Annotated in this window: 19 protein-coding genes; 11 read left to right on the top strand and 8 right to left on the bottom strand. The window is 52.5% G+C overall.

Annotation, left to right across the window (positions count from 1 at the left end):
* Positions 1 to 25: 25 nt before the first annotated feature.
* On the bottom strand, positions 26 to 925 hold the full coding sequence (locus OOF89_RS22825; RefSeq protein WP_266083259.1) for an FRG domain-containing protein: 900 nt from the start codon (positions 923 to 925) through the stop codon (positions 26 to 28).
* 230 nt (positions 926 to 1,155) lie between these two features.
* On the opposite strand from OOF89_RS22825, the gene OOF89_RS22820 reads away from it, so the two are divergent.
* Together OOF89_RS22820 and OOF89_RS22815 are read left to right on the top strand one after the other, a co-directional pair.
* On the top strand, positions 1,156 to 1,890 hold the full coding sequence (locus tag OOF89_RS22820; RefSeq protein WP_266083258.1) for an alpha/beta hydrolase: 735 nt from the start codon (positions 1,156 to 1,158) through the stop codon (positions 1,888 to 1,890).
* A 94-nt stretch (positions 1,891 to 1,984) separates the two neighbouring features.
* A complete protein-coding gene (locus tag OOF89_RS22815; RefSeq protein ID WP_266083257.1) occupies positions 1,985 to 2,158 on the top strand; it encodes a hypothetical protein in 174 nt (57 codons plus the stop codon).
* A gap of 926 nt (positions 2,159 to 3,084) precedes the next feature.
* Here the strand turns inward: OOF89_RS22815 and OOF89_RS22810 are convergent.
* Entirely contained in the window at positions 3,085 to 3,249 is a 165-nt protein-coding gene (locus OOF89_RS22810; RefSeq protein WP_266083256.1) for a hypothetical protein, read from the bottom strand.
* A gap of 93 nt (positions 3,250 to 3,342) precedes the next feature.
* On the opposite strand from OOF89_RS22810, the gene OOF89_RS22805 reads away from it, so the two are divergent.
* The 4 genes from OOF89_RS22805 (at position 3,343) to OOF89_RS22790 (ending at position 6,805) form a co-directional block, all read left to right on the top strand.
* Positions 3,343 to 3,552 carry a hypothetical protein gene (locus OOF89_RS22805; RefSeq protein WP_266083255.1) on the top strand — a complete coding sequence of 70 codons (210 nt, stop codon included), beginning with the start codon at positions 3,343 to 3,345 and terminating at the stop codon, positions 3,550 to 3,552.
* A 145-nt stretch (positions 3,553 to 3,697) separates the two neighbouring features.
* Positions 3,698 to 4,150, top strand: coding sequence for a TRAM domain-containing protein (locus tag OOF89_RS22800; RefSeq protein ID WP_266083254.1), 453 nt, complete (start codon positions 3,698 to 3,700; stop codon positions 4,148 to 4,150).
* A 755-nt stretch (positions 4,151 to 4,905) separates the two neighbouring features.
* Complete coding sequence (locus OOF89_RS22795; protein ID WP_266083253.1) at positions 4,906 to 5,856, top strand: LLM class flavin-dependent oxidoreductase; 951 nt, start codon at positions 4,906 to 4,908, stop codon at positions 5,854 to 5,856.
* A gap of 226 nt (positions 5,857 to 6,082) precedes the next feature.
* Positions 6,083 to 6,805 (top strand): SDR family NAD(P)-dependent oxidoreductase, encoded by a 723-nt coding sequence (locus tag OOF89_RS22790; protein WP_266083252.1) that lies wholly within the window; start codon positions 6,083 to 6,085, stop codon positions 6,803 to 6,805.
* Here the strand turns inward: OOF89_RS22790 and OOF89_RS22785 are convergent.
* A complete protein-coding gene (locus OOF89_RS22785; protein ID WP_266083251.1) occupies positions 6,802 to 8,523 on the bottom strand; it encodes a M28 family peptidase in 1,722 nt (573 codons plus the stop codon). The two genes, OOF89_RS22790 and OOF89_RS22785, sit on opposite strands and share 4 nt — an antisense overlap.
* A gap of 57 nt (positions 8,524 to 8,580) precedes the next feature.
* Between OOF89_RS22785 and OOF89_RS22780 the strand changes: the two genes are divergently transcribed.
* Positions 8,581 to 9,729: an amidohydrolase family protein gene (locus tag OOF89_RS22780; RefSeq protein ID WP_266083250.1), complete on the top strand. Its 1,149-nt coding sequence runs from the start codon at positions 8,581 to 8,583 to the stop codon at positions 9,727 to 9,729.
* Positions 9,726 to 11,111, top strand: a complete 1,386-nt coding sequence (locus tag OOF89_RS22775) for a M20/M25/M40 family metallo-hydrolase (RefSeq protein WP_266083249.1) — start codon at positions 9,726 to 9,728, stop codon at positions 11,109 to 11,111. The genes OOF89_RS22780 and OOF89_RS22775 overlap by 4 nt, the downstream gene beginning before the upstream one ends.
* Positions 11,112 to 11,118: 7 nt before the next feature.
* Here the strand turns inward: OOF89_RS22775 and OOF89_RS22770 are convergent, their stop codons facing one another.
* From OOF89_RS22770 to OOF89_RS22755, 4 genes are all read right to left on the bottom strand, one after another.
* Entirely contained in the window at positions 11,119 to 11,262 is a 144-nt protein-coding gene (locus OOF89_RS22770) for a hypothetical protein (RefSeq protein WP_266083248.1), read from the bottom strand.
* An 89-nt stretch (positions 11,263 to 11,351) separates the two neighbouring features.
* Positions 11,352 to 12,869: a sodium:solute symporter family protein gene (locus OOF89_RS22765; RefSeq protein ID WP_266083247.1), complete on the bottom strand. Its 1,518-nt coding sequence runs from the start codon at positions 12,867 to 12,869 to the stop codon at positions 11,352 to 11,354.
* A gap of 144 nt (positions 12,870 to 13,013) precedes the next feature.
* Positions 13,014 to 13,763 carry a hypothetical protein gene (locus tag OOF89_RS22760; protein WP_266083246.1) on the bottom strand — a complete coding sequence of 250 codons (750 nt, stop codon included), beginning with the start codon at positions 13,761 to 13,763 and terminating at the stop codon, positions 13,014 to 13,016.
* Between the two features lie 83 nt (positions 13,764 to 13,846).
* Complete coding sequence (locus OOF89_RS22755; protein ID WP_266083245.1) at positions 13,847 to 14,881, bottom strand: zinc-binding dehydrogenase; 1,035 nt, start codon at positions 14,879 to 14,881, stop codon at positions 13,847 to 13,849.
* A 274-nt stretch (positions 14,882 to 15,155) separates the two neighbouring features.
* Between OOF89_RS22755 and OOF89_RS22750 the strand changes: the two genes are divergently transcribed.
* Together OOF89_RS22750 and OOF89_RS22745 are read left to right on the top strand one after the other, a co-directional pair.
* Entirely contained in the window at positions 15,156 to 16,928 is a 1,773-nt protein-coding gene (locus OOF89_RS22750) for a M28 family peptidase (protein ID WP_266083244.1), read from the top strand.
* A 1-nt stretch (position 16,929) separates the two neighbouring features.
* Entirely contained in the window at positions 16,930 to 17,670 is a 741-nt protein-coding gene (locus OOF89_RS22745; RefSeq protein WP_266083243.1) for an aspartate/glutamate racemase family protein, read from the top strand.
* A gap of 188 nt (positions 17,671 to 17,858) precedes the next feature.
* On the opposite strand, the gene uvsE is transcribed toward OOF89_RS22745, so the two are convergent.
* Entirely contained in the window at positions 17,859 to 18,767 is a 909-nt protein-coding gene (gene uvsE / locus OOF89_RS22740) for a UV DNA damage repair endonuclease UvsE (RefSeq protein ID WP_266083242.1), read from the bottom strand.
* 743 nt (positions 18,768 to 19,510) lie between these two features.
* On the opposite strand from uvsE, the gene OOF89_RS22735 reads away from it, so the two are divergent.
* On the top strand, positions 19,511 to 20,578 hold the full coding sequence (locus OOF89_RS22735; RefSeq protein WP_266083241.1) for a TAXI family TRAP transporter solute-binding subunit: 1,068 nt from the start codon (positions 19,511 to 19,513) through the stop codon (positions 20,576 to 20,578).
* Positions 20,579 to 20,611: the final 33 nt, after the last annotated feature.

Below are 20,611 nucleotides of genomic sequence, written 5' to 3'. Positions count from 1 at the left end.
CAGACGATGAGTTCCAGAGCACCGACTACGAGTTGCTCTTCACAGTGGGACTATAATACTCAGTTAGCCACATCGCTAATCCATCCAGATCAGGGAAGAGCGTCCGGTCATTAATATTTGCTCGGTCAAGTTTGTCACGGAACTCCTGTTTTCGTTCGGCAGGGATGACGATTCTCCTGAAGAATTCTGGATGAGTTTCGAGCCATTCATCCATCGGTTGTCGCGGATCAATTGGAAACCACCCTGCGAGAACTCCGGACTGATTCGCAATTCGTTGGTCGATAGGTGGCGGCTCGAAAAACCAAACGTATGGCTCGGAGTGGTTATCAGTCATCTCCATATACAGCTCGAAAAGTTCGAAGAGATCCAGCGACCCCGCTCGGATGCGATCGTTATGTTCACTCTCGCGAGATTCCTGAAGAAGTTGGTTAGTCCCCGATTCAGCGAGGTCAACATCGAACATCTCGGTGTCTGCCTGCTCGAGCACTGTTCGGTAGACATCCGGAATTAGTTGGTGAGCTGCTGCGTAATCGACGACGAGTATTTCACCGTCCACATCGCGAGCACCGCCGGTCGCGAAGAACGTTGCCACCATCGGTGAATATGTCCAGTCGAGTAACTGTGTTGGTAGCCCGTGGTGCTGTGCGAGTGACCAAAGATGGTAGAAGGATTCTGGCTCATCGATATACTGTTGGGCATATTTGTTGAAGTTGCGCAGGAGCCGGAGCTCGAGATCCCACTGACCAGAGTCACCCACAAACCGCTGGAGCGACGTCGTGAGTGTGTACTTCCGGTTTGAGTGGCCGCGGAAAACGTTTGATGAGCGATAACGATTGATATCTTCGTTCCATGAATCTCGATACAGAAGTCGTTGGAGCGTTTTCCAATCCTCGGCTCGTTCGACTGTCACACTCTCTTGAGCCATGGTATTGAGTCGGTCGCTATCAGGTTATACTAGAGGGGAATTCCCGACTTCGTTGTGGATAATCCGCCACAGAGAATGTAATTAGTCAGATAGTCACGTACGTCGACTAATAGTACGAAAAAGTGACACCGAAATCATAAATTCGAGTATGGCGTGTCTTATTGGTGAAATCAAACGAGCAGCAATTTTGCCATCGTCGAAGAGAGCCACCAACCCGAGAGGAGTGCAGGATGACGACGTTCGTTCTCATCCATGGTGCATGGCTGACTCCCCTCTGTTGGGGACGTTTTGAAGAGTACCTCAGCGACCGCAGCCACACCATCTTAGCGCCGGCGTGGCCAGGTCACGACCGCTCTGTCGAGAAAATAAGTGACGACCCTGCACCGATCACCGGCCTCAGTCTCGGTCAGATCGTTGACCACTACGCTACTTTCATCGAGAAGCTTCGCGAGCCCCCCGTGTTGATTGGTCATTCCACTGGCGGACTGGTTGTTCAACTCCTCCTTGACCGGGGGCTCGGTGCGGCAGGTGTAGCACTCGACCCGGCGCCCGCCAAAGGGATAAGCCTCCCTCGGTCAACGCTGAAAGCCGTGTGGCCTGTGCTGTCGAACCCACTCAACTGGAACCGCGCCGTGATGTTGTCATCCGATCAGTTCCAGTTCGGGTTCGTCAACACATGGCCTGAGGATAACGCTCGGGAGGCATACAATCGATACGCGGTGCCCGAAACCGGACGGATCTTCTTCCAGGCCGGCACGGCTGCCCTGACCCCGAGCGCCGCGAGTACCGTCGACTTCGCCAATGACGATCGGGCGCCACTCCTACTCGTCGCTGGCGAAAAGGACAACACGTGCCCACCATCGACCACTCGCGAAGCTGCCGACAAGTATGAACGAGGCGATGCAGTCACCCACTTCCACGAGGTTGATGGTCGTCCACACCTCCTAATGGTTGGCGAGGGTTGACGGGACATTGCAAGGTACGTTGAGAACTGGGTAGACCGCACTCTCGTCGACCAGGGCTTTACAGATTCACTATGACTGTTGGAGGGTTCGCTATTTGACTTCCGTCGCGCTCCACATCCAACAGCGCACGCTCACGAGGGTCGTCTATCAGTGTGAACACCACGAGCTCACACTCTCCTGCCGTAGTCCTGAACTCGGCGAGCACGTCCTGTACGTCGCTACGCCAACGAACGACCTGTACCGGGTGCAGTACTCGTACTCATCGTAGTACGAACACGCCGACACTGAACTGGATCGTTACGGCCGTAGCCCCTCGGGCAAGTACACCTGGTTGCGCACGTACGCGACTGTCGAGTGCATCGTCAATTCGACGGGAGGTGAGCAGGCGTGAGTGGGTATGCACCCACGCCGTTGAACCCACGCGATGTCGACACACTCGTCGCACAACCCGAGCCGAGTGACCGCGTTCACATCACAACCACAGAGTTGCCACGGACAATTTGCACCGTTCGGGAGACGAACTCACCGCCACGCTGTGGACCGCATCTCGTTCTGACGGCTCCACCGATCACCACGACGGTACAGGACGAGATTCAGCAACCCACCTTTCACTGCACCAGTCACCCCGATTCCTCCATGACTGTTCTCGAGTATCTCCACACACCGACTGCCACTAGGTCTCGTTGTATTGGTTCGCTCACTACCATTGCCCACCTGCCAAATTTGTCCACGCCAACAGAGGACACTGGGGCAACAGTGGAGGTGGATGCGAATGAGTAACACCATCGTTTCCGGAGTGTCAAGTACCCTCAATGGCGAGGGTTCGATCTGTGATTTTCTCGACCACGTCCAGCGATTTGTCGCATCTCAGCGACCGTTGCGAGACGAACCAGCAAAATTCACAGAATGTAGTATTGCCACAAATTCATACTCTATAGTAACATCGAATAGTCACACTCCTGCGTCCGGAGTCGAGCCCAACGAATTCAAGATACGAACGCTGATCAGTGGCGGTGGTTCTGCAGGAGGTGACCGATAGATGGCGGCAACTACCGAGTCGGTCACGCAACCACACCAGCCTCAACGCTCCCAACCCAAAAAGTCCAGAAAACCGTTTGGACAGATAGTCGGGGAAACGTCCAACTCGATGCACTCGCCGCACTCAACGACTGCTCGCAGGGTGCACTCCTTCGGTCACTTGGTGACGAGGCTTTCACCGAGCAGTTCGAGGCCAACACCATCACCGAGTTTGAGACGTGGAAACGGAACGAAGAACGGAAACAAGAACAATCTCGCGACACGAGTGTTAGCAACCCAGAAGACGAGACGACGCGAGAGCAGTGATTCTTTGATCTCCACCAGTGGGTGACCGAGATTCTGCAAGCAAAACATATCGGTCGCACGTATGCCACGGAACTTCGACGGGATGAGTATGACATTCCCACTCCGAACATGGGCGATGAGACTGATCTGAACGCGGATCGCGATGGAGAGGACACACCTGGAGCCGATGAAGACGACACACCGGCAACGGCGTTCGACGCGCTCTACGAACATCTACATACTGCGCGGAGATCGTTCGGCACCCTCTCGGCGGACGTGAAGGCTGAGGTCATCGAAGACCTCGACGATGCGTTGCTCGTCGCCGCTCGGCCAAACTAACGAGCACCACAACAGTGATCGCCTGCGGTCGATAGCGATAGCCTTCTCACTCCAAATGCCGCGGTACCTCTCACACCCGTATTGTCGCCTCCTGTGGCAGATACAAACACAGATTCTTGTATTTACAGGATAACTTTGTAGGTAGATGGAAATTCCCGACGAACTACGTTGTTTGTTTAGTAGCGAAATCGAAGCAGAGGATGGATCATACACGCTCACAGTGCCAAGCCGAGAAGTTGTAAATGGCGACATCCAGCCGGACAGTGCATACCGGGTGGCGATACTGAAACAGCCGTCATCAGCGGACAGCTCAGCGCGAGAGACAGAATCTTCGACTACATCACCGTCGACACGCCAGGAACAGAATCAAGACCAACAGTCGAATCAATCAACAGCCCCAGTCGAAGAGGGCGACCGCCGAACAGTCGAAATCGAAGACGTTGGTGAGCAAGGCGATGGTATCGCCCGCGTCGAGCGCGGCTACGTGATTATCGTGCCCGACACGGAGAAACGCGACCGAGTCACCGTCGAGATCGCTAATGTCACGCCAACCGTGGCATTCGCTGAGGTCGTCGAACGAAAAGCCTACTACGAGTAGTCTCTCCGCTTGTTCTCTAGCGTTTCCACGATTGTCCAATCACGGTTTTCGTAATGTCTAGCTCGAAGAAACAACGATTGGCAGTCGAGCAGGAGAGACGGATCGAGACCGGCCATCTCTGTACAACAAGGACGCTTGCCTGCGCCCGGCCCACCTGACGACATTTCGATGGGAGTGATATCACTCGGCGAATTCCCGTCCAGCCGCGAAACTCAATTCTTTAGAAAATCGCGCTCTCGATGCAACGAAGCACCCCCCGAACGAAGTGACATCACAATTGTCGGTCTTCTTCTCGTCCACAGGATTCCTACAAACCCGTCCGGTCGGTAAAACCGAAAACGGTTCTCACGGTGGACAGCGACACGAAGACACGCAAACCACGAACGGACACGAACCACCGAAGAAACACGCCGTTCCGGACGACCACGAGTCGTCCGTCACTTCAAGAGGTCTCGTGCAGTCTTCTAGAATACATAGCTATTTTAAATTGACTCCAACTGTAAGCAAGTTAATTTGTTTAGTTGCTAGCTTTTGTGGTTTTTCTTCCGTGTTATTGATGAATCTTCGTCTCTATTTGCCGGGTTCGTCCCTACACCGAGACGAGTGTGGGAGAAAGTTGAACGACGTGAACTCGATTGATTGTGATATCACTCCAATCCGGCATGTTTGTAAATTATTCTGACGACGGTTCATGTCGTCAGAATCAAGAGTAGAGGGAAAGGAGAAGTTATGGTGAGTGCGAGAGTGTCTCATACATGGAGTTTGCAGTAAATATCCCCACCAGTTGTGGGACATCAGAATACAGTACCCTTGCGTTCTGTGAGGATATTAGCTGGGAGAAACAGCGTGATTTTTCCGTCAAAATAGAAGAGCTCGGATTCGACGGGATCGCCGTCCCTGACCATTTGATGACCGGTGACGGGCCGACTACGGAGTGTCTCGTGACAACGACTGGGTTAGCCGGCATTACATCGGACGTGTACCTGTATCCGAAAACGATTAACAACCATCTACGACATGGGCCATTGTTGGCAAAGATAGCGGCAACACTTGATTGTGTCAGTGATGGTCGTCTGAAACTCGGGATGGGGGCAGGGTGGAAAGAGGACGAGGCAACGGCGTACGGCTATGAGTGGCCGGATGCACCAACTCGTTTGCGAGAGATGGAGGAAACAATTGAGGTAATGAAGCATCTCTGGACCGAGACGAACGTATCGTACGATGGGGAGTTTTACACGCTCTCTGAGGCAGACTGCAGACCACATCCTCTGCAAGATCCACACCCGCCAATAATGATTGGAGGTGGTGGTGAGGAATTCACGCTCAGAATCACAGCCAAACATGGAGATGTATGGAATTACTGGGGATCACTTGAGTTGATGAAGCGAAAGCTCAGCGTGCTTTCGAACCATTGTGAGACGTATGGCCGTGATTACGACGATATCCAGAAATCCTGGTTTGCCCGCTGTATCATCCGTGAATCAGACGAAAATGTATCGGAACTACTCGATTCTGCACCACGGTTTAAATCAGAAAATCGGGATGCCGATCAAAACCATCTCGTCGGCACACCGGAAGAGATCATCGCAGAAATAAAACAGTACAAGGATCTCGGTATCGATGAAATTGTCGTAGAGTTCGTCGATTTCCCACAGACAGAAGGAGCACGGTGTTTTGCAGAGCATGTTATACCTGAATTCGACTGACCTACAAATCGGATTTTAACTAATACCAGGACACAGAACGAACCAGCTACGATATTGATCATCGAGCACGTCTCGAGATGTACATCAATTGAAGACCAACCGCGTACCCAGATGACCGTTCCTGTAGGATACACGGTTTCGACTCTACGTCGACGAATACGGTACAATAGACTCAGCACATGAGATTGGCGCAAAACGTTTTATGGTACCTTCCGACCTAACAAGCATGTCTAAGCGAGCGGCTATTGTAACGGGCGCGGCCAGTGGAATCGGAAAAGCGACTGTCGAGCGATTCGCCGATGACGACGAACACGAGTATGTGGTTGGCTTTGACGTGGATGACCGCGTCACGGAGATAGATGATGTAGAGGGAATGGTCGTGGACGTTTCCGATTATGACGCCGTGATGGAGGCCGTTACGGTCGTCGAAGAGTATGCTGATGTAGCGAGCCTCGTCGGATGCGCAGCTATTTCTCGAGACGTCTGGGTCGGCGATCTTGAACCCGAAGAATGGGGCGACCTCATCGCAGTGAATCTCACCGGTCAATACACTGTTGCACGTGCGGTTGGGCCAAAAATGTACGATCGCGGCGAGGGAACCATCGTTACATTGTCAAGCGGTGCTGGACAGCGTGGAAGCGTGAGTGCCGGTGTTCACTACTCAGCTTCGAAAGCAGGGATTCTTGGTCTCACAAAGGGGTTAGCAAAACAGCTTGCACCGTCAGTCCGTGTCAATTGCGTCGTTCCAGGGCTCATCGATACGCCATTAACGACCGACTCAGGATTGTGGACGGAAGAAGAGATCGAAGCATTCACCGCGGATCTACCGATACAACGACTGGGTTCGGCAGACGAAGTAGCCGAAGTAATCGAGTTTTTGTCCGGTGAGGGCGGTGCATACATGACGGGAAGTGTCGTCACTGTTGATGGCGGTGCCAGTCTCTCCTAGTCTATGAATCGCTCAATTCGATCAGTCGCGGCGCGAAGACGATCTGCAAGGCGGTTTTCCTCTCGTTGGAGCGTCGTTTTAGCGAAGAGTAGCTCACGTCCGGTGAGCTCCGATAACTCATCGATTCGGAGGCCAGGAAGGGGTGCAAACGGAAGTGCCGATTCCTGATGATGCTCGCTACCGGAGGTATAAAGGGCAGGAACGAGCAAATTTCCGAGATCGACCTGCAAATCTTCGACGGCCTTCAACGACGATTCGGTTTCAGTATCCACGTGATCGATGACCTCATTCGCTTCAGTGATGGCTGTCTCAAAGGCATCAAGTTCGGATCGAACATCAGTAAACCACTCATCGTCAGGATCGATTGCGTCGAGTTCAGTACGAATGTCAGCCGCAGTGGCGCTATAATCATGAGGGAGGACAGGAGATTCACAAATGCGCGCTGCCAGCGATACGTAGAGCTTGGTTTCTTCGACAAGTACGTCTATATCGACTTTGTCGCGGGTGTCTTCAGGCGTATGCCACCACCACCCACCACCAATTGGGCCACCATCTTGTGTTCCAGGGTCAAGACGTGCACCAGAGAGAAGCGAGGAAAGCCCAGCACCCCAAAATGATTGATCCGAATTTCGTGCTGGGCGATCTGAGTCGCCAAGGAAGCTCTCATCGTCCTCGCGGAGAGGGAAGTCGCTTGCCGTTTCCATGGTATTGAGATGTTCGTCACCGAGTTCAGCCATATGCTGGTACCAGAGACTGTCGGCACCTCGTAACCCATTCAGATCGAGGTGAAGATAGGCAACGCCGTTTTGGCGTAGGTCAGCCCAATACTCGTCAGCATACCACGCACTGCCAGCGTATCGGCCGGTCGAGTGACCGGGCCAAAACCCGAAGACAAGTCCGCGGCGTGGCTGCTCCTCGGCAAAGATACGTGCAAGTTCGAGTGTTGCCGCCATCGCAGTGGCGTTGTCCGTGAGTCCTTCATACCACGAGTCCACGTGATTACCGATGAGAAAGAAACGGTCGCTCTTGTTCCCCTCGAGACGCCCAACCGGACACGGAAGTGTCCGTATTTCAGTCGTCACTTCTGTGGTCACTGTTGCTTCGACTGGCCCGTCATCAAGACGGCGACGAAGCCACGCGCCGTCTTGTTGTAGTATTTCGATTACCGGAAGGTTTGGAATGTCCGCCTCATCACCGAGTTCAGGAGTTCCCCAGACTGGCGTGACAATCATCTCGTGGAGCTCATCGGGTGTGACCGATTCGAAGATTACTGCAGTGGCACCAGCGTTTTCGAGTAATCGCACTGGCTCGGGTGTCGGAAGACCGCGAGTAAAGACGATACGGTCGGTGATATCGGTGTTCGCAACCGATTCGGCATCCACATTCGGGAGGTGAACGACCTCCGCATGGATCCCGGCTGCGGGAGTGCTTGCGCCGAACGAAGTGGTGATGGCGTCCGTCACCTCTCGATGCGTCGGCGTTGTCACGGTAAGTTCAGCGTCCTCCGGAACACTGACATATGCATCAAATTCTTCGAGTGTCGCGTCAACACCATATTCCGTAAGCGTCTCAACGACGTATTCGCTCGCTGTCCATTCGTCTTCCGTCCCCGAGACGCGCTCTAATCCGTCGAATGCATCGATGTGTCGTTCGAGCTCTTCAGAATCAATGCGATCTCGAAACGTCGCTTCTATCTCCCGATCGATGAGTTTTAACATATACCGTGGGTCAGTTGCACATGGTATTATAATCACTAGGTGCGTCCATTGGTGGCAATGCACTGCATTCGAACTGCCGGTATTTACCACCCAGATCGAGAACAGCTTGATGAGACTGTCGTGGTCGTAGAGGATGGCCTTGTGGTGGAACTACGCAGCGACATTCCCGTCGACGCCGAGGTGATTGTAGACACAGATGGGTACGCCATGCCTGGATTCGTAGACGCCCATTCACACGCGTCTATTCGACCGTGGGAAGGCGATCAACTAAACCAGCTACGGGCACCACCTGCCGTCGGCGCGATTCGTTCGACAAGCAACCTTCGATGTGATCTCGAAGCTGGAACGACGACGATGCGACTGATGGGCGAAGAACGTGGCCTCGACCTCCAGCTCGCTGAATTAGAGCGCCAGGGCGAACTCGACGCGCCACGTTTACTCCCGAGCGGTGTCCACCTTACTCCGACCGGCGGCCACGGAAAAGCGTTAACTGCGACCGACGGAGTAGAAGCGATACGACGGCGGATTCGTGAGAACATCGACGAAGGCGCGCACCATGTGAAGTATTTTGCCACCGGTGGCGTCTCGAGCGAGACAGGTGACGTTGGCCGGCCACTCTATACAAACGAAGAGGTGATGGCCATCGTGGATGAAGCGCATCGGCTGGGCGTTCATGTGGCCGCTCATGCCCATGGCGGTCAAGGAGCACTCTCGGCGGCCGAGGCCGGAGTAGACACCATCGAGCATGGTGGTGTACTTGATCACAATACGCTTGATGCGCTGGACGGCGGTGATCAACACGTTGTCGGGACGTTCTCGATCCTCTACCACCCGCATGGCATTGAGGCAGGAGATGCAGATTCGTCGGCGGTCATGGCGAAAGTTGAGGAGGCACGTGAGCGCGGACGCGAGGCGTGGGAGGACGTCCTCTCGCGAGATGTGCCTATTGCACTTGGTACCGACAGCATGCACGGTCACCTCGCAGACGAAATCTCTCATCTACTCGATCTCGGCGCGAGTCCTGCGACTGCACTCCGAGCGATAACGACCGAAGCATCGCGGGCAGCTCACATCGATGACCGCGTCGGCACCCTTGAAGTCGGGAAGAGCGCCGATCTCGTCGTTGTTGACGATCCACCCTTGGAGAACCCTCAAACGGTGGCTGAACCGCGTGTGGTAGTAAAGCGCGGAGAGGTGGTTGCATGAGTGCCACAGAATACGTCGAATCCAAATTTGACGGCTTTATCAACGACCTTTTCGACCTTCTCGCCCAGCCATCAATCAGCGCGACCAGTGAGGGGATCTCGGAGTGTATCGATCTTGTAGGGCAACTCTGTCGCGACTATGGCTTTGACACGGTCGAGATTATAGAAACACCAGGGCAGCCATCGGTGATCGCGCACGCCTACGTCGGTGGTGATCCCGATAATGAAGCACCGACGTCTCTTATCTATGGTCACTATGACGTCCAACCCGTAGCCCCACAAGAATGGACAACACCGCCGTTTAGTCCAACGATCCGTGAGGGGCCAGACGGCGATAAACGAATCTATGCCCGCGGCGCGGGTGATAATAAAGGTCAGTGGTTCGCACACCTCTGTGCGGTTCTCGCGCTTCGCGAAACGGATGGGCTCCCGACAAACGTAACGTTACTACTGGAAGGCGAAGAAGAGAGCGGCAGCCCTAACCTGGAGCACACCGTCCGTGAGCGAAGCGATGAACTGATGGCTGATCTCACGTACGTCGCAGACGGACCGATAGACTCCTCAGGTCGACCACACATCCTCATGGGGGCGCGTGGCATGTGTTACGTTGAGGTGAACGCACGCGGGGCAAATCGCGACCTTCACTCCGGCAATTACGGCGGTCCGATTCCTAACCCTGCATGGGAACTCGTCCGTATTTTCGATTCGATGAAGGATGAAGATGGTCGCATCACGATCGAGGGGTTCTACGATGATGTTCGGCCAATTAAAGAGTTAGATCGAGACATTCTCGATGCGATGCCCTTTGACTCTGATGCAGTGAAGACGGAGCTGGACGTTGATGGCTTTGCGGCCGGTGCGGGTGAGAACTACTTGGAGAAGTTGCTCTATTTTCCCACGCTGAATATTGCTGGCTTTACAAGTGGATACGGCGGTGAGGGGATGAAGACGATTATTCCTTCGAAAGCACAGGCAAAGTTAGACATGCGCCTCGTTGCGGATCAGGATCCGAACGATGTGTTCGAGAAGTTCAAGAATCACGTCGAATCACACGCATCGAAAACGGTTGACCTTTCGGTGGAAAAATTGGGAATGATGCGCCCTCAGCGGACACCGCTTGATCATCCGATTCGTGAGCCAATATTGGCGGCGGTTGCGACGGGGTGGTCTACTGACCCGATCTTGAAACCAACACTTGGCGGGTCACTCCCGACGGCGGTGTTTGCTGACCAACTCGATATCCCTTGCGTTACTGTACCGTATGCTAATAGCGATGAGAACAATCATTCGCCGGATGAGAATCTTTCGCTTGCTTGCTTTCGAAATGGCATCTTGACGACGACGGAGTTGCTTCGCCGTTTGGCTGAGAGCGAAATTGTGTAGTCTCGTTTCACTCGTTTGCCCTCTCCTGTTCGTATCGCGCCACCTCTTCATCAGTCATCTTCTGTGCACGAAGACCGACGAACTTTGAGTTATCTTTTGGCGGATTCGTGAAGACCAGATAGAGACCGAGTCCAGCCGATATGACTGCCATACAAAATAACAGCGTAATCGCGGTGACTGCCGTCGGATCAAGTTGCACGGTAACACATCACTCTCCATGGAACTAATAGTTGCCGACGATTATGTGTCCTGATCGCTATCACTGCCACCGTCGACGGAAACAACGTTGTCAAAGAACGGCGCAAGTGATTCGGGAGACGGTTTCTTTGTGGCATAAGAGATGGTGACCATGACGATGAAACTCACTATTACACCTGGAATGACAGGATCATAACCAGCGAGGCTCTCCGGAATATATGAGAGAATCTCGGTGCCGACGTGCCAGATGACGACCGTAGAGAACCCAAATATCATCCCAGCAACGCCACCTGCTGTAGTAGCGCGCCTCCAATGTAGGCCGAGCACAAGCGGCATGAAGAACATCGCACCCATCATAGATGCTTGGAGGACAACGATCAGTTGGACGAGATCGCCGACAAGCCCGCGGTTGAGTGCAAGTGCAAGTGGAATAAGTCCGAGGATGGCGATTGCAATGCGGTTTGCCCACACTTTCTGTCGCTCCGACGCGTCAGGGTTGAAGAGTTGGACATAAATATCGTGAGCGAGTCCCGCACCAGAAACGATCATTACAGAGTCGACGGTTGAAAGGATCGCCGAAAAGATGGCGCAGACGAGTAGTGCCCCCAAGATTGGTCCGAGCACGTTCAGACTCATGATAACGCTAGCGAGGTCGGGATTCGAAAGAGCAGGAAACATGATGCGCATGTAGATCGCAAGTAACGCGACCGAGGTTCCGATGATCGATTGGAAAATAAGGGTGATGCCAATAGCTTGGCGAACTGTCTTCTCATCTTTCATCGAGTAAATGCGGGTTATTTCATATGGTGCGGCAGCGATGGAGAAGCCGAATGCAGCCATGAAGCCAACAATCTCTTGCGTAGATAGCGCCTGTCCGACGAAAGAAGGATTAAACGATTGGAAAATGGCATTGACGGTTCCCAGTCCACCAACAAAAGTAAACGAGAGTGGGAGCGCAATGACGACTGCGACTGCCATGATGATAGCCTGAACGAAGTCGGTCAGAATGCTTGCTCGCATGCCGCCTATAGAAGTGTAAAATACTGCGATTAGAGCCATAGTAATGATCCCAATTTCAGGGTCAAGTCCAAGTATCGACTGGAAGATTATCCCACCGCCTGTTACTTGTGCACTAAGGTAGACGGTGTATGCGATGACAATGAGTATCGCTCCGATGGCACGCGAGTAATTCCCATTGGCACCGTCATCTCCGTATCGTACGGCAATAAAATCAGGCACAGTGACTCGCCCAAAGCGCCGCATCTGCGGTGCGACGAGAAGAAGTGAAACGATCCATCCAGCCCATAATCCAGGCCAGATCCAAATAAAGCCAAACCCAAGGAGGTAGTGTATGCCGAATGTTCCAACCAGTGTTCCCGCACTCATTTGCGTAGCAGAAAGGGTTGCACCACCGACGACTGGACCGATTTCACGACCTGCAACAAGAAAGTCTTCTTCATCAGTTGTTCGAATATATCCGTAATAGCCGATGCCGAGAATGACAAGGAAGTACACGACGACAGTGCCAATGAACAGTGGGCTAACACCCGTGAGTGCCATTATTGTTCACCTCGTACACTTTCTTTTCCGGACTGTCCTTCATCCGCTGTCTTCCTTTTCTTTTGTTGTCCTTTATACCAGCCCCACACAAACGCGAAGCCGATGTAAATCAACGCTACTCCCAAGAACGTCATCAATTGCGAACTAAGTGACATTTTCTTCCCTCCTGTTTCCAATGAATCCACGGGTGTACGCCGCCCATAGTCCTAAAAATCCGACAATGACTACAAGACCGATAAGTGTTGACAGAACGTCTAAGGTAAGGAACGACCCCGCTCCTTCCCCGTAGTTAACTAAGACAAACCCGGGAACATGTAGCATACTATACTGCAACGTCGTTCCCCCATCACTTCGTGCACCCACCTTCGGGAATGACGCGCCGTGTACTTGTGTTCCGTCGGGGAGATTTACCGTCATATCAATCACGCGCTCCGTTCCGGCAGTTTCGAACGACGGCACCCAAATCGGAGCTTTCAGCTTGTTTGGTGGCCCCTGGACAGTGTATTCCACACTAACGGTAAGCGACTCACCATTTCTTACGTTCTCGATGGGAACGGCGAGATCCATGTACCGGTCATGCCTGGTGACATCCGGTGTGACCTCGTTTCCGTTCACTGTAGCGGAAACGTCGCCAACCTCGTGGTTAGGAAATAACCATATCGTTCCTTCAATCGCAGACAGTGAGGCGTCTCCGCTGCCAGCACTCTGAACGTCAAACTGGTACTGGGCCGAAACGGTGCTCGTTTCATCAGCGTCTACTTGAATTGCCGTCTGTGCGAGTGTTACGTCCGGTTCTTGTCCTTCTTGTGCAGTCGTAGGGGCGAAACTCATTCCGAAAATGACTACCAGAAGGAGTGAAATTTGGAGAAGATATCGAATGCGTATTGTCACCATGCATCACTCTCATATACTTAGACTGAGAGATACCACTTAACAGTATCGGGGTAAGGAACGAGTAAAGAGAGTTAACAAGGTACTCATGATTGAGGTTCTATGACTATTTTTCCGAACACCTCGCGATTCTCGATGGCGTCGTGACCTTCGTTGATACGACTCAAGGGAATCACACGATCGACAACAGGGTGAAGATCACCGGACGCAATAAGCCGTCCAACGTCTCGAAAATCCTGTCGATTGCCCATCGGTGCACCACGTATTTGCCGGTGATGCTGATAGACGGATCGGATATCAATGTCCGGACTGGGGCCACTCGTCGCACCGCAAATAACCATTCGGCCCCCCATTGCAAGACTATTAATACTACGCTGCCACGTTTCCTGACCGACGTGGTCAGCCACAAGGTCGACACCGCGACCGTCGGTTAGATCATCGATCGCATCATCGAAGGCCGTCTCAGTATAATCAATAACTTCGTCCGCCCATTCGGTGACTAGGTCAGCTTTTTCTGGCGTCGATGTAGTCGCGTATGTTGTCGCACCGAGAAAATCGGCTATCTGTAGAGCGGCATTTCCGACGCCGCCACTCGCGCCGAGAATCAGTGCTGTCTCTGCAGGACGGAGTCGGCCTGTGGTTACGATCATCCGCCATGCAGTGGTGAAGGTGACCGGCCATGCCGCCGCGGTTACGAAGTCAAGTGACTCTGGCTTCGGATCTAAACACCAGACTGGGACTGTGACGTACTCAGCGAGACCTCCCGGGAGATCTTCACCGATGATTTGATACTCGTGACACATGGTGTGTTCGCCATTGAGACAGTATTCACACTCACCGCAGGTGGTACCGGGATAGACGATGATTTCTTCTCCCACACGCGAGTCAGGAACGTCCTCGCCGACGGCATCCACGACACCCGCAATATCACAACCAGTACGTTTCGGGAACTGTCCGTCGTTCTCCGGGTGATCGAGCCGGGCAAAAATATCGAGGTGGTTGAGTGCGCAAGCTTCCACCTTGACGCGGACTTCGTTCGAACCCGGTTGCGGTATGTCTGTATCTACAACGGATAGTGCCTCTGCTGGCGAGCCAAAGCGAGTAATGTGAACAGCTCGCATGACAGAGGTTTTGCGTCACAATACGTAAAGTTACGTATCGAGATTGTCGAAGAGACTTTCATGTGGCCGAACTCCGAGCCCAGAACCGTCCGAATTGGAGACTGTCGTCTCATCAGTGAGGGCAATATCGCATCCGACGGTCGTGTTATTGTCGAACAGTGAGAGGACGAACGTGTACTTCCAATTTTCCACGGTCGATGAGGAAGTGGTTCGATGGTGAGCCTTGTGATAACATACCAAACAAATTTGTAGACGTACTGTGAGTGTTTGAGTGATGAATCACCAAGTGGCAAACAGTGATGCCCTCAGCGACTTCGAGATGGAAATAATCGATGAAGTCTCGGTGGATGAACCGTGGGCATTACTGGAAGAGTTTTCGGAGCTAGAACGAGTGTCAGGCACAGACGAAGAGGTACAAGCTGCCGAATACATCACGGATCGACTGGACAAATTTGGAGTTGAGTACCAACGATACGATCCTGAATTATATATCAGCCAACCGCACGATGCGACCATTCGAACTCTCAATCGTGAATTCGAGTTCGGACCGGTCAAAACCGTCTCCTTCGCTACCTCAACGACCGTATCAGGTGAGGTAGAATATGTCGGGTCGGCAGGTACAGACCTGCTTTCCCAGAATGAAGATGTCCACGAGCCATACACCGACGTTGATGACCTAACGGACACGATTGCTCTCACCGCAGCAGGAAGTCTCTCGATCCGCGCGACACGAATCCTAGAGGAAAAGGGTGCAATCGGCGTCATCGCTATTCACGAACACGACCGCGAACCGCACAATGGCATCGCAACCCCGATTTGGGGGGGTGCTCCTCGGTTAGACGAAAAGGAACAAATCCCAGAGATCCCCATCGTCAACGTTCGAAAGCCAGACGGGCAACAGTTGCGCGAGTGGGCCGAAGAGAATGATGGATTAGAGGTGGAATTGGAAACAAACCTGACAACCGACTGGATGAAGTGCCCGATCGTAGTTGCTGAAATCGAAGGAAGTAGTGACACGGACGAATTCGTCCTACTACACGGGCATTACGACTCTTGGTATGTCGGTATCACCGACAATGCAACCGGTGATGCCGGACTTCTCGAACTTGCCCGCGTATTTGGTATGCATAGCGACAAATTAAATCGCAGTCTGAGAGTCGCATGGTGGCCGGGGCACTCCACTGGAAGATACGCTGGCAGTACGTGGTATGCTGATGAGTTTGCACTCGACTTGGCAGAAAATTGTATTGCCCAAGTGAATATGGATAGTCCGGGCGCAAAAGGTGCGACGGAATATACAGATATGTCTTGTTGGACACCTGAGGCTCACGACCTAGTGGGCGAAGCCATCGATGATGTAACTGGCGCACCCTATGCTGAGAATCACCCGTTTCGTGCCGGTGACTATTCATTCGATAATTTGGGTATCACTGGTTTCTTCATGCTTTCCTCTAACATTCCGGCCGACGTCCGTGAGGAAAATGGGTGGCATCCCGTCGGTGGATGTGGCGGTAACTCCGATGCGTGGCATGTTTCGACTGACACGCTTGATAAAGCCGGAAAAGAAGAACTGGTTCGCGATATTCGTGTGTATGCTACTAGTTTGGCCCGCGTCTTGAACGCAAATATCCTTCCGTTCGACCACTCGCGTAACGCTGACCGACTCATAGAAACCGTTACCGAGTACAACGAAGCCGCGGGTGATGCCTTTGACTTCGAGCCAACATTGGCAGAGCTTCGCTCGCTTCGGGGCGATATCGTGTCGTTTCAGGAGGCAGCACACGATGGCGAAATCGACGCTTCGGATGCGAATAATATCATCACAGATCTCTCCCGTGTCCTTACACGACTTAACCTTGTACAACGTGATCAGTTTGAACAAGATCCGGCTGTAAAGCGCGAGCCATTCCCGCGGTATGCACCAGCTCGGAAATTCGAATTCCTAACGGGAGACTATCGAAAGTTCCTCCAAATACAGCTAAATCGTGAACAAAATGGTGTGATTCATGAGCTACGGCGAGCGCGCGACATGCTCAGGGAGGTTTGAGATGTCCGATGTCGCCTACCTCGTTCCGGGGACAGGACTCGACGCCGACGAACGAACACGTCGAGAACGCATTGCCAATGAGCTGACCGCAGCGGACGTAACGGTTGTCCAGTCAAGGAGTGCTGGTCCCTCGAGCATCGAAAGTAGCGTCGAAGAAGCGTGGTGCATTGTTGGATCGATGCGTCGTGCATACGAGATTAGGGATGATTTTGACGCTATTGTCATTGGCTGTTTCGGAGATCCAGGCCTTCGTCCCTTACGGGAATTGCTTGACATCCCGGTCATTGGACCGGCAGAAGCCACTATCCATACAGCCGCGCAAGTGGCTGATCGCTTCTCATGGTTGACCATCCTTGATGAAACAATCCCGATGTCTCGTGAACAAGCGCACGAATATGGTCTGTCCGAGCAATTAGCGAGCGTTCGCTCAGTCGACGCACCAGTGGAATCCATTGACCATGAATCGAATCAGCTAGTCAAACGTATGGTATCCGTTGGACAGCGCGCGATCGAGGAGGATGGTGCTGAAGCACTGTTTCCGGGTTGTATGAGTCTCTCCTTTGCGCAACGCCACCATGAAATTCAAGAGCGAGTGGATGTCCCCTTCCTCGACCCAGCAACTATCGCCCTCGAACAAGCAAACACATGGGCACGCCATGGAATAAGCCAAAGCAAACAGACATTTCCCCAACCAAATTTCGAAAAACTCGTCGATCTACTTGGATCTAATTCTTACGACTGAAGAGAGTGAGATTGTCGCTGAATTTGGTCAGAACTCATATTACCGTTCATTTTCGTTTAGCGACCTCGCTGAATCTCGCCTTAAACTCGATTAAGGGCGACAGACGTGCTGTGACGCCGTTCGAACACTGGGAGGTATGGTCACTGCGGTTTCAACAAGTCAATCCGGTCGTGTAAGGCAGCGCTTAGCTACGCTGTCTGTGTTGTATTTTGGTACCGAAGTACCGCCAACTCTTTTTGCTTTGCCTCGATCATGACGTCGACATCTGTACCGTAAGTTCGGATTGGTCCTTTAACGTAGTCACTGTGGTTCTGTGGTCGAATCGATGGATCGGCCTCATGGAGGCATCGAGATTCACTATAGTGGATGATTGGTGTCGTTTCCCACGTTTCTGTGGCACGAGTGAGCGCTTCACGGAACGTCACCCCTCGGCTCGTGAACTGATGATGGAGAGCGTCATATGTGATTGGAATCCCGATTCGATCATTAATTGTGTCGACTAACTCGGAGATACTCCATAGGGATTTAGTATCGTCGTTTTCAACGGTCAATCGTTTCCGTACAGCCGGTGTAAGTCGTTCGAAGTGTTCACAGAATCGTTCGCCAGTCGCTTTTTTGTCGCCATAGTGAGCGCCAATATGGATGTTGATTGCATAGTAGGGCGTTCGCGGTAATCCCATTACATCTAATATAGTGCCGTGGTTTTCTAGGTCTATTATCGACCGTTCCACGACGGCGTCGTCGTTACTTGCTAACTTCACGAAATGATCTGGGTGGAATGTGAGACGGAGGTCCTGCTCGAGAGCATAGTTACCGACCTCGGACAGGAGTGAACGAACCGTCGAAGCGTTCGGCAAATCCCCGAGATCGTACTGGCTGAACCACGGGAGTAAATCGGATGAGATCCGATAGTAGTAGATATCGTGATCAAGGTTCCATTCAAGAATGCGTTTGAGATCGCGACAATTCTGCTCGGCAAGTTCACCGGCGTATGTAAGACCACGCTCTTGAAAGGTGGCTTTCCGCATTCCGCGGTTCGTCCGCACGCCTTTTTCGCGAAGCGTGATATTCATTGCCGCATAGCCATAACGTGTCATGAGAGTAGTCCAGTACCGACACTAAGTGATCTGCACTACTAGCTTCTTCGGTCGAATCTCTAGACAGCAACAGCATAGATGAGTAATAGCCGGCTCTCACTCGTTTGATTCGCAACGGTGAGATCATCAGCGAGCATCTCGAGGAAAGAACGTGCTCAACAAGACAGTGATACTCAATTACGGCTAAGGACGCTGCCCAACGCACGAGAACAACGGACAGCGTGGTCGGGATGTCGGAGGGTGACACCGACACGAGAACATTACACAGGACGTTCGGGACGCGATACGACGGTAGAACGAAAGTGGATGACTATGAGCGCACATTGGATTTGTAGACACTCTAGCGACCGTTCCTGAATTGCTCGACTATACCGTTATCAACTAAGGTTTACTCCACTGCAGTAGGGGAAATGAGCAAACGACACGGGATAATAGGTCAGTATCGTGCAAGTACCCGCGTCGCCTACTGAGCCACGACGACAACATTTCACTCTTCGTGCGTGACGGACAGAGTCTTCAGCCAACTAGAGCGGAAGTGAAAGTAGCGGCATTCGTACGTACGTGTCATTATCTGAGCTGGGTGGTGTCGGACAACCTCGGTAATCGACGTTTCTGTATTTGCCATAGTCGATATATGAGAATAAATGAAAATTTATACCCAGGATAATATATTTATTACATAAAAATTTAATACATATATTTCATAGAAGCATATTTAACATGAGGGCAATTAATAGTTTGGTATGCATGGTCATGGCAAATCCCCGAATGTGCCGAGACGAACGTTTCTCAAACGCTCGACTGGAGTTACCGGGGCGGCAGGACTAACAGGACTTGCTGGCTGTTTTGGAGACGAAAATAAAACTGGAGGTAGTTCGAAGCAACCCGGAACGAACGGCAAGATGGTAATGAAAACTGCTTCTGAGACGACGTCAGCCTACTCAATGAGTCAGGTTATCGCCTCGACCGTCAGCCAGAACTCGAAGGTCTCGGTTGACGCCAGGCCGAGTCAGGGAACAAATCGAAACGTCTCAGAGGTCATTAATGGGAAGACGGAGATCGCGTACATCCAGAATTGGACGGCAAACAAGATACGTCAGAACGAGAAGCCGTTTAAGAACCTCGAACACCAGCCGTACCAAGTATTTCACTTATATGACCTGGCATGGTTCCTCGCGACGGCGAACGACGGCTGGAAGAGCGTGAAGGACATCAAGGGCGAATCCGACGTTTCACCAACCCCAAAGGGATCCGGGACTGCGGAGATGCTCGAACATGCACTGAACTCCGTGTCGGGTGATTACAAAAGAACCAGCGTCAGCTACAGTGACCAGGCGGGTGCGATGAGCGAGGGGCGACTGGATGTCGGTGCCGCGACCTATGTTAATCTCTCCATCGAGCCAGGATGGCTCCAGCAAATGAAAAGCACGGTCGACCTCCGCGTGCTTGATTGGCCAGATAATATCGTCAAGAAACTTGAAGACGACCCGGCTATCGTCGTCTCTGACATCGATATGAGTCAGTTTGACAACTATGCATATAAACCCAAGAAGCTTAGCACCCCAACGCTAGCATACAATTTCATCGTTCGCGACGATCACGACTACGACACGCTCTATTCATTCCTCAAGGCGCTGTGGGCCCAGCGCAAGAAACTCCAGAAGCAGACGAAGCTCCTCGAACCATTGGCAGCACGTGACGCCTGGGTAAAGAATGCGTACACTGACTTCCCGTTCCACCCCGCAGCTGCCGATTTCTACGAGGAGAAAGGCATTTGGTCAGAAGACTTCCAGCGCGGAGAAAAACCGTAACGAGACGCCACAATAGCACAACACCACTCTCCA

This window comes from Haladaptatus caseinilyticus, assembly GCF_026248685.1.
In the GTDB taxonomy this organism is placed as follows: domain Archaea; phylum Halobacteriota; class Halobacteria; order Halobacteriales; family Haladaptataceae; genus Haladaptatus; species Haladaptatus caseinilyticus.
The sequence above is the reverse complement of the archived record's forward strand: the minus strand, read 5'-3'. Positions and strand labels throughout refer to the sequence as shown.